We start from the raw sequence: 15,795 nt of genomic DNA on the forward strand, positions 1-15,795 counted from the left end.
TCCCATGATTCGGGGTCAATTGTGGCCGGATTGCCGGCCCATTATCGCGCGATGAACACTATTCAGCCGACCAGGCGCGCAACCGCGTCCGCCGGCGACAGGCTCTCCCGTGAGCCATCGGCGCGTCGCTTGAGCTCGATCTTGCCGTCGGCCAGCCCCTTCGGCCCGATCATGATCTGCCAGGGGATGCCGATCAGGTCGGCAGCCGCGAATTTGGCGCCGGCGCGCTGGTCGGTGTCGTCGTAGAGCACGTCGACACCCTTGGCGGTCAGCTCGGCATAGAGCTTCTCGCAAGCGCCATCGACTGCAGCGTCGCCCTGCTTGAGGTTCAGAATCGCGACGCGGAACGGCGCCACCGCCTCCGGCCATTTGATGCCGGCATCGTCATGGCAGGCCTCGATGATGGCGCCGAGCAGGCGCGAGACGCCGACGCCGTAGGAGCCGCCATGGATCGGCACATCGACGCCGTCGGGCCCCGCCACCGTCGCCTTCATCGGCTCGGAGTACTTGGTGCCGAAATAGAAGATCTGGCCGACCTCGATACCGCGGGTGTTCACCCGCTTGTCTTCAGGCACCTCCTGCTCGAACCGGGCGGCATCGTGAACGTCCTCCGTCGCCGCATAGACCGAAGTCCACTGCTTGATGATCGGCGTCAGATCGCTGTTGTAGTCGACGTCCTCGCCCGGCACCGGCAGGTCAAGCACGTCGCGATTGATGAAAACACCGGATTCGCCGGTCTCAGCCAGCACGATGAACTCGTGGCTGAGATCGCCGCCGATCGGGCCGGTCTCGGCGCGCATCGGGATCGCCTTCAGCCCCATCCGCGCGAAGGTGCGCAAATAGGCGACGAACATCTTGTTGTAGGCGACGCGCGCGGCGGCTTCGTTGAGATCGAAGGAATAGGCATCCTTCATCAGGAACTCGCGGCCGCGCATCACGCCGAAGCGCGGACGCTGCTCGTCGCGGAATTTCCATTGGATATGATAGAGATTGAGCGGCAGGTTCTTGTAGGACTTCACATAGGCGCGGAAGATCTCGGTGATCATTTCCTCGTTGGTCGGTCCGTACAGCAGCTCGCGCTTGTGACGGTCGGCGATGCGCAGCATCTCCGGCCCGTACGCGTCATAGCGGCCGCTCTCGCGCCAGAGGTCGGCGAGTTGCAGTGTCGGCATCAACAGTTCCAGGGCACCGGAGCGGTCCTGCTCCTCGCGCACGATCTGCTCGATCTTCTTCAGGACCCGGAAGCCCAGCGGCAGCCACGCGTAGATACCGGCCGCCTCCTGTCGGATCATGCCAGCCCGCAGCATCAGCCGATGCGAGACAATCTCCGCCTCTTTCGGATTTTCCTTCAGAATGGGCAGAAAGAACCGCGACAACCGCATGGCAATACTCTGGGAATCAGTGAGGGGCTGCAGTGAAACCGGATTGGGAGCGAAAACACAAGACCGGGAATGAGGAAAAGCCGCTAACGCGACGGAATTCCTGTCATTTTTCCGTCGACTTCAGGTTCGACTTGAACCGTGCCGGAACTAGGGCGGCAAGACGTCGAGCTCGTCCTCAAGGGTGATTTTCTCGAAATCTGTCACCAGCGCGTCGATCCGCACATGCCAGCGGCCGGCGAAGGGCAGTTCGACCTTGCGCACATGCCAATAGCCGTCGGACCCAAGCTCAGCGTCGCGCTCGATTGGCTCAATGCCGCGCTCCGGCAGGCTCAGCGTCAGCGTCGCCTCCTTGGCCTTCAATGGCGTCGCCTCGCCAGTCATGAGCTGAAGCACGAAATCGTCCATGCCAGGCTTGCCCGGCGACACCAGCACCTGGAACATCGCCTTATCGGTGTGGATATGGATCGCCAGCGGCGTCTCCGGCACGATGGTCCGCGGCGGTGGCGTGAAACGCCAGCCGGCGACGACGGCGAAGATGCCGAGCACAGCCCCGCACTCCAGCAGGATCGAACGTTTGAGCGCCGGCGCGGCTCCGCGATCTTTCGCCAATGGCGGCGTCAGCCTGTATCGATTGAGCGCAGCGAGCGCCAGCAGCAACAGGACCAGCACCAGCTTGACCGAGAGAATGAGACCATAGCTGGTCTCAACCAGCGCTGACGGCCTTTCGAGCTGGATAATCGCAAGCGCAAGGCCCGTCAGCGCCAGCGCAGCGACCACCGGCATGGCAATTCGTGAGAAGCGGTTCAGGAGCGGCAGCACCACCGGCGTCGGCTTGGACAGCAGTGCAACCAGCGGCGCCAGCGCACCGATCCAGAACGCCACGGCAAGGCCATGGAGGAAGATCGCCGGGCGCGTCAGCATCTCGGGCGATGCCGTTGCGGCGTGCCCGGTCATGGCCAGCGACAGCCCGACACCGGCGAACGCGATGGCGGCAAACACGCGCGCATACCGCGCTCGGCCCAGCGCCATCAGCGCGAGCAGCATCGCCGCCATGGCGACGAGCAAGGCAGGGCCGGCGTTGGTCGCGAACGCGACGGTCCAGGGCGCTGTCGTCATCAGCGCTGCCGGCGGCAGACCGAGGAGATCGAGACCCAGCACGCCAACAGATACGACCGCGCTCGGGATGCCGATGAAGAGCGCTACACGAGGCACAGCCATGCCGGTCATCGACCACGCAATCCAGCGGCCAAAAAACACGCCGCCGACACCGACAAACAATCCGAGATAGAGACCGATCCGCGACAGCCAGATCAGCGCGTTCAACCAGCCATCGGCGTTGGCCGGAGGTTGCGTGGCCGTCGGCGCGCCGACGGAAAAGATCACCGATCCCGCGACGGGATGGCCATCCTGCGACATCACGCGATAGCTCACGACCGCCGTGCCTTGCGGCAGGTCCTGCGGCATCGCAACCGAAATGCTCTCGTCCGATGCCGTAACGCGCGCATCATCGCGCGCCCTGCCCGCGCCGTCGATCAAGCGGATCGCGCCAGGGGTCACCGCTTCATTGAAGCGCAGCTCCACCGCCTTCGGCGCAGTCGCCAAGATGCTGCCGCTCGCCGGCTCGACCGAAATCAGCGCCGCATGCGCCGACGCGCCGGTCGAATAGCCGACGACGATCAGCAGCGATGCGAGCGCAGCCGGAAGACGCATTAGGGCTTGGGCAGCAGTTTCACGCCAGGCGCCGGCGACTTGTCCTCATGCGAATGCCCTGCGCCCTCCGCCGGGATTTCGATCCAGCGGCTAACACCCTTTTCGCATTCCTGCACCACCGGAAAGTACAGCGTGGTGTTCGGCTTCAGGCTGTCAGTGAGGAAGCTGCTGACGACGAACTCGTCGTAATTGTGGTCCGACAGCTTGCCGCCGGACCAGACCACTTCCTTCACACCCGAAGTCAGTTTGTTGCCGTGATAGTCGTACGGGTTGGCATATTGCCCCTCGACGACATCGACGTTCCAGCCCGCCTTCGGCATCGGTTTCACTGCGATGACGCCTTCGGGGATCTGCACGCGAATCTTCACCGTAGGCGAACCGGAACAGCCATGCGGTACGGCAAAGACGGCCTTGTAGGACGCACCAACCGTGGCCTGCTTGCCTTCCAGATAAACATGCGCCGCCGCAGGCGACGCGGCCAGCGCAGCCATCAGGATCAGCCAGGGTGCCTTCAACATGCTCGATCTCCCGGGGGTTAGATTACGTCAGTCACATTTTCATTCCCGAATGGTCGGGCATCTTCTTCATCATCATGCCTCCGCCACCGCCGGGCGCCTGCGCGCCAACGCCCTGGACGTCGAGCGAGACGGCGACCTTGCCGGCCTTCTCGAACTCGAGGGTCACAGGCACCTTCTCGCCTTCCTTGAACGCGCCCTTCAGATCCTGAAGCATCAGATGATAGCCCCCGGGAGCGAGCTTCACGGTCTTGCCCGGCTCGATGACGAGCCCCTTCTCCAGCGGACGCATCTTCATCACGCCATTGTCCATCGTCATTTCGTGGAGCTCAGCCTTGCCCGCGATCTCGGCGGACACGGCGACGAGCTTGTCGGGCGCAGTGCCCTTGTTCTCGATGGTCAGGAAGGCGCCGGCGACTTTGGCCCCACCAGGCGTTGCCCGGCTCCAGGCCTGCGAGATGACGAGATCGCCCGCCTTGACGTCGTCAGCGCGGACGGGAGCCGCGACGACGACGGCTGAGAGTGCCGCGAGCGCGAAGAGAGATGAGAGCTTGTTCATGTCGATTGCCTTTCTTGTCGCCCTTGATATCTGTCCCATCAGTCAGAACGTGTACTTGCCGGCGAGAACGAAAGTTCGTCCCGGGAACGGATGGAACAGGAAATACTGTTCGTTGAAGAGATTATCGATGCCGAAGTCGAACGCGAAATTCTTCGTCGCGTTGTAATGGATCTTCAAGTCCACAACGAAAAAGTTATCGAACGCGCCGTAGACGTGCGGGATGATATCCGAGTTGTCCAGCGTCGAATACTGTTTGCCGCTGTAGCGAGCCGCAACGGTATAGGCCCAGCTGTCGTTCGGCCGATAGGTAACGCCGACCTTGGCGCGCCAGTCGGGGACGAAAGGCACGCGTTTGCCGACGACGCTGGTCGGACCCTTCCAGTTCGGATCGGAAATGATCCTGGAGTCGACGTAGGTCACGCTGCCGAAGACCTGCAGTCCGCTGATGACCACATTGTCCTTGTCGGCCGACAATTCGACGCCCTGCATGCGGATCGCCGCGACGTTGCTGACGGCAGTCTGCACCGATTGCGCCCCGCTTGCGTTCGTCACGGTGGTCGATTGTGAGATCAGCGCATTGTTGGTGCGCTCGCCGAACACTGTGAGCCGCAAACGCCCATCGGCCCAGCGCCGTTCGAGGTTGAGCTCGCCGGTGAAATCCTGTTCCGGTGACAGCAGCGGATTGGCGAGATACGTGATGCCGCCAACGCTGATGTTCTGGTAGAGCTCGGTCACCGTCGGATAGCGGTAGGCCTCCCCGAAATTCGCGGTGACGTTCCAGTCCTTATTCGGATCGAAAGATAGCGACGCTTTCGGCGAGAAATTGGTCGAGGACAGCCCCGGCTGCCACGTCGGCACCGCCGACGTGATGACACCGGCGCTGGTCGTCGTAGTGTTGAGGTTGAAGCCTTCGACCGCCTGCCAGCTTTCCAGCCGCCCGCCGAGCGTCAGCTTCACGATGGGCGTAATCTTCCAGGCGTCCTGTACCCAAAGAGCTTCGGTGCGCGTCTCACCGACGCCAGTCGAATAGAGCTGGCCATTGCCGGTTGAAGGAGCGTTGAACCAGACCGTCGAGGCATAAACGGGGTTCTCGAGCCGGTAGCGGTCGCCGTGCACGCCAAAACTAATCTCGTGCGGACCATCGATGCCGAACGGACGCCAGATGCCTTTGGCGTCAGCGTTCTGCCAATTGGTGCCGTCCATTCGCGTCACCTTGCCGTTCAGCGAATAGCCAAGGCCCGGCGATGGCACGACCGTAAAGGGATTAACCAGGGTGTCCTGGAGATAGTTGTAGGTTGAGGCCGCGAGGTCGAAGTCGAACACGCCCTTGGTATCGCTCTTCAGCGAAACCGCGTTGCTCATGTGGAGCTGGTCCCAGGTGTACTTGCTGCTGGCAAAGCTGCTGATACCACCGAAGGTCGGCAAGCCCGTTGCTGCCGATCTGAGATAGGTTTGCGGATCGGAGGTCTGGTGATTATTCCAGATGCCGAGCGAGTACGTTGCCTGCACCAGCGGCGTGACGTCGTAGGCGAGCCGCAGATTGCCCGATGTCTGCTGTGAGTGCGCCAGCGCGCCGGTACCAACGACGTTGGCAACGCCGCCCGTCTTGTTGAGCGCGGCAAAACCTCCTGTCGTGCCAGTCGGGAACGTCGCATTAGTCGTGTAGGCCAGCGGCTGCTGATAGCTGTCGAGATAGTTGGCGCTGACGAGCCAGGACAGCTGACCATCGCGATTGCCCGCGGCAGCGCTGGTCTGACTGGTCACATAAGTGTCCTTGGTGCCGTATTGATTCCATGGCATCACCGAGACGGTTTCCTTGGCCACCGCAAACGGCTTGTCCGGCATCTTGGACGTGATCAGCAGAACGCCGCCAATGGAATTGCCGGGATAGGCGGCCGCAAACGGACCGTTGAGGAAATCGATCCGCCCGATCGCCTCGGGAGAGATCAGGTTCCATTTTGGCGAGGCGCCGGAATTGTTGTTGCCGATCAAGGCCGAGATCAGCAAGTCGTCGTAATAGATCAGCGTGCGCGCACTCGAGTTCAGGCCCCAGCTTCGCGTCGCGAGTACCGCCTGGTTGTCGCCGTCATTGCGCTTCCGCACGAACAGGCTCGGCATGTATTTGACGGCGTCTTCGGGGTCCTTGAGGTTGATGGTCTCGTCGACCTCCTTGGCCGTGATGCTGAAGGATCGCTGCGGAAGCTGATAGCGCGCCACAGCGGCCGGCTGATCCAGCGACGCGCGAGCGCCGCCCTGTCCCTGCTCATTGGTTGCGGCGACCGAGACCGACCTTTGGATCGGTTTAGCCGAATTTCTACTGGCACCCGCGGTTTGAACCGCCGGCTTGCGCGGCTTGGGTTTCACCGTCGCAGGCGCATCGACGGTCACCGCTGGCAGCTCTCTTGAGGTGCTCTGGGCGAACACACCGCTCGACGAGGCAAGCAGCGCGGCCTGAACGGCAACGATGCTCACGCCGCAGCGGGCATGACGAGGTAACATTGGGAATTCCTGACGCCGGCTTTCGCTCCGGCCAATCGACAACATCGACCGCCAACGGATGAACCGCAGTGGTCACGAAGGGTTGTCAGGAAAAGTGGGGAGGTCCCCGCGCTTGAGCGCTTGAGCCCCCATGGGCGGCGAGAAGGAATGCTTCTGTCTCATGCCACACCACGCGCGCGGCATGACGGAAGGGCACGGCGAGCGCCGCGTGCGGCGGCGATTCGGGGGAGGCGCTCGCCTGCGCGAGACAACACAGCGCGCAGGCCCCGGAATGCGCGGTCGGCGAGCCAGTTTGGTCGCTCGGAGTACCCTGCTCACTGACACCATGGCAGATGACGCCGGCACCAAGCGGATAGGAAACGGCCTGGCCAGCCGCCCAACAGGCGGCAATCGGCGCCAGCACCTGCATCACCAGCGCGAGCAGGACTACGGGTAAGAATTTTTGCAGCCGTGCGCGCATCCGCCGAACCATTCGTTCGCCTGCTAACTAAACACCACGCCCGCCGCGAGTCGAGATCACATCGGCCGCCTTGTTGGGGGCGCGCAAATTTCTCGAATAATGTGATCGGCGGCCCCTCGTCGAAGGCTGACCTCCAGCATTTGAGGCAGTCCGGCCCCTCACCCATCCACAGATTTCTTATATTTGTCATATGCTTATAGGGTTATGAGCCCGATCATTTCGTTAACTGCTCGAATTTTGAACAATCGTTGCCGAAAATGATGACAAGTGAGAAAAGTTGATCTAGCATCCCTCTTGCTCAGGCTGGCCGCGAGGTCGAAGTCTGGTGGTCCAAGTCTCGGGAGGAGCCCCTGGCGCGCAAAACGCAGCGTCGCCCCGCCAATCAAGATCAAATCTTAGAATCGGGGATAATAGGGTCGACACAATTTTTGAGCGGGGCTACGGCCCCGCTCTTTTTTTGTCTGCACGGCTGATACGCCGATGAATTTTCCTCCCAATCCGATCGAACAAAGTTTTGAGCTCGCGGCCTCGCGCTGCGCAGATTTGACGCCCCTCGTCTATCAACGGCTGTTCGATGAGCATCCTGAAGCGCGAGCGATGTTCCGCACACAAGGCAGCGAGTTCGTGATGGGATCGATGCTCGCGCTGACGATCGAGGCGATTCTCGACTTCGCCGGCGAGCGTAGCGGACATTTCCGGCTGATCGCCTGCGAAGTGGTCTCACACGACGCCTACGGGACGCCACGCGAGCTGTTCATCGGCTTCTTCGCCGTGATCAGGGATACGCTGCGCGATCAGCTCGGCGATGAATGGTCGGACGAGATGATGCAGGCGTGGGACGCGCTGCTCGTCGAGATCGACGCCTTCGCTGGCATCGCAGCGTAGCGCGCTTTGCGCTGCACCAACGCTCGCGTTGCAGATTGGGTAGCGTGAAGTCTTCGATTGTGAGACACTTTGCGAGATCGGTAGCGCAACCAATGACGCGCCGACGACAAAATATATGGGAGCGAGCGATGTCCGGGACGAAAGATTTCTCGACGACGAGGCGCGATCTTCTTCAGGCGGCTGCGACCGCCGGCGCCGCGACTGCCATCCTCGGCAGCATGGGCATAAACCCAGTGCTGGCGGCCGAAATGGGACGCAGCGAGAAGCCGCTGAAGGCGGCATTCTCCAACGCGGGCCTTCAGGCCACCTGGTGCGCGCAGGGCAAGCAGGCCGCTGAGTTCTGGGGCAAGCTGTTCAATGTCGAAGTGACCTGGTTCGACGGCCAGCTCGATGCCGTGAAGCAGCGCGCGGCGATCGACAACATGGCCTCGCAGAAATGGGACTTCGTTGCCATCCAGGCCTTCGGCATCGGCACCCTCACCCAGCCCGTGCAGAAGATGATCGACGCCGGCACGCCCGTCATCGATATGGACACGCTTATTGCTCCTCTTGATCAAATTAACGTCCACTCCTTCCTCGCCCCCGACAACGAGTTCATGGGCGCATCGGTGACGCAGGCGCTGTGCAACGCGATGGGCGGCAAGGGCAAGATCATCATGACGCAAGGCGCGCTCGGCCACACCGGCGCACAGGGCCGCGCCAAAGGCTTCAACAACGTCGTGAAGCAATTCCCTGGCATCGAGGTGCTCGATACCCAGCCGGCTGACTGGGACGTCTCCAAGACCGCGCGGCTCTGGGAAACCTATCTGACCAAATATCCGCAGATCGACGCGGCGTTCTTCCACAATGACGATATGGCGCTTGCGGCCGCTAACATCATGAAGGCGCATAACCGCACCAACATCCTGATCGGCGGTGTGGATGCGATGCCGCCGGCGATCCAGGCGGTGAGCGAGGGCCGCATGTACGCGACCGTCCGCAATCCGTCCTGCCGCATCCATGGCGGCGCGATCATCGCGGGCGTTGCGGCTGTCGCCGGTGGCGAGAAGAGCGGCCAGGGCATTCCCAAGAACGTCGTCACCGACGGTCCGGTTGTGACCAAGGCCAATGCGGCGGGCATGCAGTGGATGCAGGATCACTTCCTGATCTGAAATCCTCCAAGACCTGAACTTGCATGCCTGAGGGTCGTCTGCCCATCCTGGAACTCCAGGGCATCACGAAGAGCTTCGGCGGCGTCGAAGCGCTTCGTGGTGTCGACTTCGCGCTCCTCCCCGGCGAGATCCACGGTCTCGTCGGCGAGAACGGCGCCGGAAAAAGCACGCTGATGAAGATCATCGCCGGCGTGCACACCGAGTTCTCCGGCCGCTTCCTGATCGACGGTCAGGAGACTCACTTCCGCTCGGCGCGCGATGCGCATGCCGCCGGGATCGCCATGGTGCATCAGGAGCTCAGCGTCGCGCCGGACTTGACGGTTGCGGAGAACGTCTTCCTCGGCAACCAGCCGACCAACGCCCTCGGCCTCGTGCAATGGCGGCGCATGGCGCGCGAGGCGGGCGAGCAGCTTGCGCGCTTCGGCATCGACGTCGATCCGATGTCGAGGCTCGGCGATCTGCCGATCGGGCTGCAGCAGCTGATCGAGATCGCCCGCGTGCTGTTCTCGGGCGCGCGGATCGTCATCCTGGACGAGCCGACCTCCGCCCTCTCCCCGCCCGAGGTGGAGCGGCTGTTCACGACGCTGCGGCGACTGCGCGAGCAAGGCACCGCGATCGTCTTCATCTCGCATTTCATCGAGGACATTCTTCGCGTGTCCGACACCGTCACCGTCTTCCGCAACGGGCGGAAGGTCGCCGAGACCGCGAGCACCGCCACCACCAAGGGCGCGCTGATCGAGGCCATGATCGGCCGCGGCGGCGAGGCGCTGGAGCACAGCTATAGCGACGACCTGATGCTGCCGCGGCCGAGCGACAGCTCGGTGGTGCTGAAGGTCGACCAGCTATCGCTGGCACGCAGCCTCAAGGATGTCTCCTTCGAGGCCCGCGCCGGCGAGGTGCTGGGCATCTACGGTTTCATGGGCTGCGGCCAGCAGGAGCTGTCGCGTATCCTGTTCGGCAAGCTGAAGCCGGACGCCGGCACGCTGATGGTCGAGGGTACGCCAAAGACCTTCGCCAGCACGGCGGCGGCGCGGCGTGCGGGCGTGGCGCTGGTGCCGGAGAGCCGGCGCGCCATGCTGTTTCACCAGGAGCCGGTCTACAAGAACATCTCGATCAGCATTCTGGACCGCATCTCCTCGCTGCTGCTCAAGCCGGCGCAGGAGCGCGACATCGCCCAGCGCCAGGTCGCGCAGTTGCAGATCAGGCCGCCGGTCGTCGGCCTCGACCTCGGCATGCTCTCCGGCGGCAACCAGCAGAAGGTGGCGCTGGCGAAATGGCTGACCTACCCGCCCAAGCTGCTGGTGCTGTGCGAGCCCACGCGCGGCATGGATGTCGGCGCCAAGAACGACGTCATCAACATCGTCCGCGACCTCCGCGCCAAGGGGCTCGCGATCATCGTGCTGTCGACCGAGCCGGAAACGGTGCTGTCGCTGGCCGACCGTATCCTCGTGCTCAAGCGCGGCGCTGTGGTGCGGGAATTCAAGAACGAGCCGGTCAGCAAGGACCGCCTGCTGGAAGCGGCGTGACGGAGAAGCACCATGGCGAGCAGTGAGACGGCATCAGCGGCGGGCCAGCGGCCACGGGGCCTTGCGCCTTTCCTGCGCTCGCAGATGCGCAATATCGCGCCGTTCCTGACGCTGATCTTCCTGTCCGGCTTCTTCGCCTTTGCGAGCCCCTCCTTTGCGACCATCGACAATCTCGGCAACATCCTGACGCAGGTGTCGGTGACGGGTATCATCGCGGTCGGCCTCACCTTCGTGATCCTCTGCGCCGAGATCGACCTCTCGATCGCCAGCATCGCCAACGTCACCGGCATCGCGGTCGCCTTCTTCACGGTCCAGGAATCCTACGTCAACATCGCCAATCTGCCACTGCCCGGCGCAGCCGCGATCCTGCTCGCCATCGCGCTCTGCGCGCTGCTCGGCGTCGTCAATACACTCGGGCTGACCGTGATCGGCATCCCCTCCTTCATCATGACGTTGGCGATGATGCAGATCGCGGCCGGCATCTCTGCGATGCTGGTGCGCGGGCAAATCGCCTACAAGGTGCCGGGCCTGATCACGACGCTCGGCTCGGGCTCGGTCGGCGGCATTCCGTGGATCGTGATCGTCGCCGCCATCATGCTGCTCGCCGGGCATCTGGTGCTGACCTACACGCGCTTCGGCCGCTACGTCTACATGGTCGGCGGCAACCGCGAGGCGGCCGAATATGCCGGCCTCAACGTCAAGCTGATCCTCGGCGCTGTCATGGTGATCTCCGCGGTGTGCTCCGGCATCGGCGGCATGCTGGGAGTCGCCCATTTCGGCAGCGCGCAGCAGAACGAGTTCGACACCTATTTGCTCGACTCCATCGCCGCCGTCGTGGTCGGCGGCACCAGCCTGTTTGGGGGCCGCGGCGGCATCGGCAACACCATCGTCGGGCTTTTCGTGCTCGGCGTCCTCAACAACGGTCTCGACCACGTCAACATCGACAGCTTCCTGAAGATCCTGATCCGCGGCCTGATCCTGCTGGCGGCGCTGGTCATCAACGTCTATGCGCAGCGGCTGAGGGAAAAAACTGCGGAGTAGCCGAAGCTCGAAACAAGACCGCGAAAACAACCCCATGCACAGTAGCTGGGGCCAACGAAATCAATGACTTGCCGACAAGGTTGCGAAATTGCGGATTTTACGAAGTGCATTTGACTCGTCGGGCAAAACAGGCGTAGGATGTCATCATCGCGAAGTGCCGTCCGCGGGATTCCCCGATCATCCGTTCGGCGCGCAACACCAGCATCGCAAGCCACGCAACCGGCCGCAGCCAGCCTATGGCGAGGGCGGGCCAGGTCTTTCAGTCCAAGGTCATGCAATGAACGTACCTGCAAATCTCGCCGAGAAGCTAGCCACTTTCACCGAGCGTTTCTCGCCTCGTACCGTCGCTGTCTACAACGACAACGACATCATGGTGGCCAAGCTCGAGGGGCCATATCACTGGCACAAGCATGACGATACGGACGACTTTTTTCTCGTGCTCAGGGGTACGCTCGACATCGAGCTGCGGGATCGGACGGTCAGGCTCAACCCCGGCGAGGTTTTTGTCGTACCCAAGGGAATAGAGCACCGGCCCGTGGCGCATGGCGAAGTGCACATCCTGCTGATCGAACCCACGGGCACGCCGAACTCGGGTGACAAAGCGACCGCTGCGCCTCGTATCCTCGCCTGACCGGAAACTCCTGATCCGCAGCCGGATCCTGCCGGCGGCCCGGGTTCGCGATGCAGCCCGCGGTTCGTCTCCCACTCCTCGACTGTCTGCCGAACCTCAGAACGAGGCCCTGTCATGCGGTATCTTGTGCTGCTCGCGACCTTGCTGTTCTGGTCGGGGTCGGCAGGTGCAGAGCCCGGTACGGAATGGAAGGCCGTGGAGTCCAAGGGATCGGCGCAGCCCTCGCCAGTCCAAGGCGCCGTGCAGAGCTACGCCCGAAAATACAAGCCAACCGCGATCATGGTCGTGCAGGACGGCCTCGTGGTCGCGACCTCAGGAGATGTCAGTCGCAAGGTCAATGTTCGCTCTGTTCGAAAGAGCTTCTTGAGCGCCCTCTACGGCGTCGCCATCGAACGCGGCCAGATCAAACTTGAAAGCACACTCGCTGGACTGGGGATCGACGATACCGCGCCATCGCTGACGCCCGAAGAGAAGCAGGCGACGGTTCGCCAACTGCTCATGGCGCGTTCCGGCATCTATCACCCCGCCGCATATGAAACGAGCGACCAGAAATCGACGCGCCCGCCGCGCGGCTCTCATCCGCCCGGCACGTTCTGGTACTACAATAACTGGGACTTCAACGCGCTGGGTGCAATCTACGAAAACGCAACGGGCTCGAACATCTTCGACAGCTTCGACAAGGCGATTGCGCGTCGCATCGGGATGCAGGATTTCACGGCCCATGACGGGACTTTTGTTGGCGACGGCTCCTCTCTTTACCGCGCCTACGTGTTCAACATGAGTGCGCGCGATCTTGCACGGTTCGGATTGCTGTTTCTCAATATGGGGCGATGGAACGACGTTTCAGTCATTCCTTCCCAATGGACAGCAGACTCGACGAAGGCCTATTCGGAGACCGGTCGAAAAGACCGGGGGTACGGCTATTTATGGTGGACTCTCAATGCCGATGTATGGGGACGAAACGCAATCTTTGCCTCCGGCTACGGAGGACAGTTGATCGTGATCGTGCCGGAGAAACATCTGGTCGCCGTTCAGGTCGTTGAACTGGATCAAAGCCAGAAGGGAATTCACTCGACGATTTTTCTCGACCTGGTTCGACAAATGATGGCTCCCGCTGATTGATGCGCGCAGAATGGCGTTTGACACACGTCGGGCAAAACACTGGCAGAATGGCAGCATCGAAAATTCCTCAACCCGCGCGGAGAAATCCGTCGCGGGTTTCATCGTACAGGAGCGGAGACCGCATGTGGGAGGATCGCTGCTGCTCCCCACGACGAGCGCTGTGCAAGACTTCGCAGGTGCTGCGCTCACGTGCAGGCATACTGCCCCATCATGCCGGCGTCTTCGTGTTCGAGGATGTGGCAGTGATACATGAACGGATACTCTCGCGTGGCTCGCTTGGTGAACTTGACCAGTAGCTCGGCCTTGTCCTCGACGAGAACGACATCCTTCCAGCCTGTGAGATGTTCGGGTGGAGGTTTGCCGTCGAGGGTAAGGACGCGGAACATGGCGCCATGGACGTGGAAGGGGTGTGGCATTCCGACTGAAACGATCTCCCATACCTCGCTCGTTCCAAGCCTGGTCTCGACGTCGATCCTCCTGGGATCGTGGACTTGGCCATTGATTCCGATGATCGCCGGTAAATTCCCGTGATTGCTCATGCGCGTCCGCTGACCGCATAGACCGTTGTTGAGAACGAATTGACGCCTCTGCACCGCCGCGCTGGGGTCAACCGCCTCCGGCTCGACGAGTTGAAATGGCAGCTGCCTTGCTGCTGCGGGTGCCGGATCCACCTCGAAACGCATGACCGGAGCATATTCGTCGGTGCCCGCGTCGGAGATCGCGCCAAACAGACCCATCGCCCGATCCGGTCCCGTCTGGAGAACCACGGGCTGCCCATCCGCGAAATCGACCAGAATTTCGAAACGCTCGGCCGGCGAAATGCGCAGCACCGACATCGGCACCGGCCGTGAGAGAAAGCCGCCGTCGGAAGCGATGACATGGAAGGTGCGGCCGTCCTGAAAGCGCAGTTCGAAGTTCCGGGCGTTGGATCCGTTCAAAAGCCGTAACCGAACCCACCCTGCCGGCACGTTGGCCGTCGGCGTAATCGCGCCATTGACGATGACCGTATCGCCGCGGACGCCATACACGACGTCAAGTTGACCGAGATCGTAACCGATCGACCCGTCAGTCTCGTCGATGACCCGATCCTGGATGATGAGGGGCAGGTCATCCACGCCGAAGCGATCGGGCAGGCCCAGGTCAATTCCGTCCTCGACAATGATCAGCCCGGCAAGACCGAGGTAGACTTGCCGGCCCGTGTCGTGATGCGGATGAGGGTGATACCAGAGCGTCGCGGCGGGCTGGTCGATCGAAAGCGTGGGCCGCCAGGTTGCCCCTGGTGCGATCTTTCGCTGAGGCCCTCCATCGGCATCACCCGGGACCAGCAGGCCATGCCAGTGGACCGTGGTCGCAACGCCGAGCTCGTTGCGGACGCTCATCTCGACATGGTCTCCCCGCCGGAACCGAAGCACGGGACCGAGGATCGGCCCGGAATAGCCGTAAGTCCGGGCAGGCTTTCCCTTGTAGAACTCGTGGTGACCGGCTGACACCGTAAGCCTGATCGCGTTGTGGTGATTGGCGGCGTCGATGAGTTGCGGAATCGGAAGATGGCCGCCGCCGCGCGTTATTTCGCCTCGGCCGAACCGCGCGTCTAATATGGTCGCCGACGCGACGGCGCCCGTGCCGACGATGAGCGATCGACGTGTGATCATGACGACCTCCGACAAAAACCAGCGTCAATGTGCCCGCGACGTGAGGAAAGTCTCGCGTTGCTAGTGATGGTGACCATGCTGCGGCACCGCGAGCGACGCAACAACAACATGACCTTCATCCAACGGCCTCCACCTTCAGGATCGGCATCGACGGCAATCCGCTCTATCGCGAATGCTTGGGGAAGCCATGCTTGGCTCACGGTATCGTCAGATTACGGTGGGCAGCGGTCACGCCCGTGGCTGATGACCGATTTTGATGTATTGTCAGGCAGCCCCGCAGGGGGCACCGGGTTCTTGCGTTCTGCCAATCCGCTGAAGGTGCACCGAAATGAAATTCAAGGATCTGCTGAACGGTTTCATCCGCCTGCACATCCTGCATCATGCCGCCGAGCACGAAATCTACGGCCAGTGGATCATCGAAGAGCTTGCGCGGCACGGCTACAAGCTCAGTCCTGGTACGCTCTATCCGCTGTTGAGCGCGATGGAACAGCGGGGCTACCTCAAGTCCCGCAAGCAGCGCGAGGGCCGCACCGCCCGAAAGCTGTATCGGGCCACGCCTTTGGGCAAAAAAGGGCTCGCGCTGGCCAAGGTCCGCGTCAAGGAATTCACCGGCGAAGCCATGAAGGGATAGGAACGGCCATCCACCCGGGAAGTTACTTGCC

General features: G+C 62.2%; 14 protein-coding genes. 7 read left to right on the forward strand and 7 right to left on the reverse strand.

Annotation, left to right across the window (positions count from 1 at the left end):
• Positions 1-62: 62 nt before the first annotated feature.
• From proS to M2427_RS08500, 6 genes are all read right to left on the reverse strand, one after another.
• Positions 63-1,382 (reverse strand): proline--tRNA ligase, encoded by a 1,320-nt coding sequence (gene proS / locus M2427_RS08475; RefSeq protein WP_280705791.1) that lies wholly within the window; start codon positions 1,380-1,382, stop codon positions 63-65.
• Positions 1,383-1,529: 147 nt separating this feature from the next.
• Positions 1,530-3,092 carry a CopD family protein gene (locus M2427_RS08480; RefSeq protein WP_280705792.1) on the reverse strand — a complete coding sequence of 521 codons (1,563 nt, stop codon included), beginning with the start codon at positions 3,090-3,092 and terminating at the stop codon, positions 1,530-1,532.
• On the reverse strand, positions 3,092-3,610 hold the full coding sequence (locus M2427_RS08485) for a YcnI family protein (protein WP_280705793.1): 519 nt from the start codon (positions 3,608-3,610) through the stop codon (positions 3,092-3,094). The genes M2427_RS08480 and M2427_RS08485 overlap by 1 nt, the downstream gene beginning before the upstream one ends.
• Positions 3,611-3,641: 31 nt before the next feature.
• On the reverse strand, positions 3,642-4,166 hold the full coding sequence (locus M2427_RS08490) for a copper chaperone PCu(A)C (RefSeq protein ID WP_280705794.1): 525 nt from the start codon (positions 4,164-4,166) through the stop codon (positions 3,642-3,644).
• 42 nt (positions 4,167-4,208) lie between these two features.
• A complete protein-coding gene (locus tag M2427_RS08495; RefSeq protein ID WP_280705795.1) occupies positions 4,209-6,665 on the reverse strand; it encodes a TonB-dependent receptor in 2,457 nt (818 codons plus the stop codon).
• A gap of 85 nt (positions 6,666-6,750) precedes the next feature.
• A complete protein-coding gene (locus M2427_RS08500) occupies positions 6,751-7,125 on the reverse strand; it encodes a DUF2946 domain-containing protein (protein WP_280705796.1) in 375 nt (124 codons plus the stop codon).
• A gap of 480 nt (positions 7,126-7,605) precedes the next feature.
• On the opposite strand from M2427_RS08500, the gene M2427_RS08505 reads away from it, so the two are divergent.
• The 6 genes from M2427_RS08505 to M2427_RS08530 all read left to right on the forward strand — a co-directional run bounded on the left by M2427_RS08505 (position 7,606) and on the right by M2427_RS08530 (position 13,481).
• Positions 7,606-8,010 (forward strand): globin, encoded by a 405-nt coding sequence (locus M2427_RS08505; RefSeq protein WP_280705797.1) that lies wholly within the window; start codon positions 7,606-7,608, stop codon positions 8,008-8,010.
• A gap of 128 nt (positions 8,011-8,138) precedes the next feature.
• Positions 8,139-9,161 carry a sugar ABC transporter substrate-binding protein gene (locus M2427_RS08510; RefSeq protein WP_280705799.1) on the forward strand — a complete coding sequence of 341 codons (1,023 nt, stop codon included), beginning with the start codon at positions 8,139-8,141 and terminating at the stop codon, positions 9,159-9,161.
• A gap of 23 nt (positions 9,162-9,184) precedes the next feature.
• On the forward strand, positions 9,185-10,687 hold the full coding sequence (locus tag M2427_RS08515; RefSeq protein ID WP_280705800.1) for a sugar ABC transporter ATP-binding protein: 1,503 nt from the start codon (positions 9,185-9,187) through the stop codon (positions 10,685-10,687).
• Positions 10,688-10,699: 12 nt separating this feature from the next.
• Positions 10,700-11,728: an ABC transporter permease gene (locus tag M2427_RS08520; protein ID WP_280705801.1), complete on the forward strand. Its 1,029-nt coding sequence runs from the start codon at positions 10,700-10,702 to the stop codon at positions 11,726-11,728.
• Positions 11,729-12,005: 277 nt separating this feature from the next.
• A complete protein-coding gene (locus tag M2427_RS08525) occupies positions 12,006-12,359 on the forward strand; it encodes a cupin domain-containing protein (RefSeq protein WP_280705802.1) in 354 nt (117 codons plus the stop codon).
• Positions 12,360-12,473: 114 nt separating this feature from the next.
• Positions 12,474-13,481 (forward strand): serine hydrolase, encoded by a 1,008-nt coding sequence (locus tag M2427_RS08530; protein ID WP_280705803.1) that lies wholly within the window; start codon positions 12,474-12,476, stop codon positions 13,479-13,481.
• 185 nt (positions 13,482-13,666) lie between these two features.
• Here the strand turns inward: M2427_RS08530 and M2427_RS08535 are convergent, their stop codons facing one another.
• On the reverse strand, positions 13,667-15,133 hold the full coding sequence (locus M2427_RS08535) for a multicopper oxidase domain-containing protein (protein WP_280705804.1): 1,467 nt from the start codon (positions 15,131-15,133) through the stop codon (positions 13,667-13,669).
• A 328-nt stretch (positions 15,134-15,461) separates the two neighbouring features.
• Between M2427_RS08535 and M2427_RS08540 the strand changes: the two genes are divergently transcribed.
• Positions 15,462-15,764: a PadR family transcriptional regulator gene (locus M2427_RS08540; protein ID WP_280705805.1), complete on the forward strand. Its 303-nt coding sequence runs from the start codon at positions 15,462-15,464 to the stop codon at positions 15,762-15,764.
• Positions 15,765-15,795 lie beyond the last annotated feature (31 nt).

The sequence above is a fragment of the Bradyrhizobium sp. BR13661 genome (genome assembly GCF_029892425.1).
GTDB lineage: Bacteria > Pseudomonadota > Alphaproteobacteria > Rhizobiales > Xanthobacteraceae > Bradyrhizobium.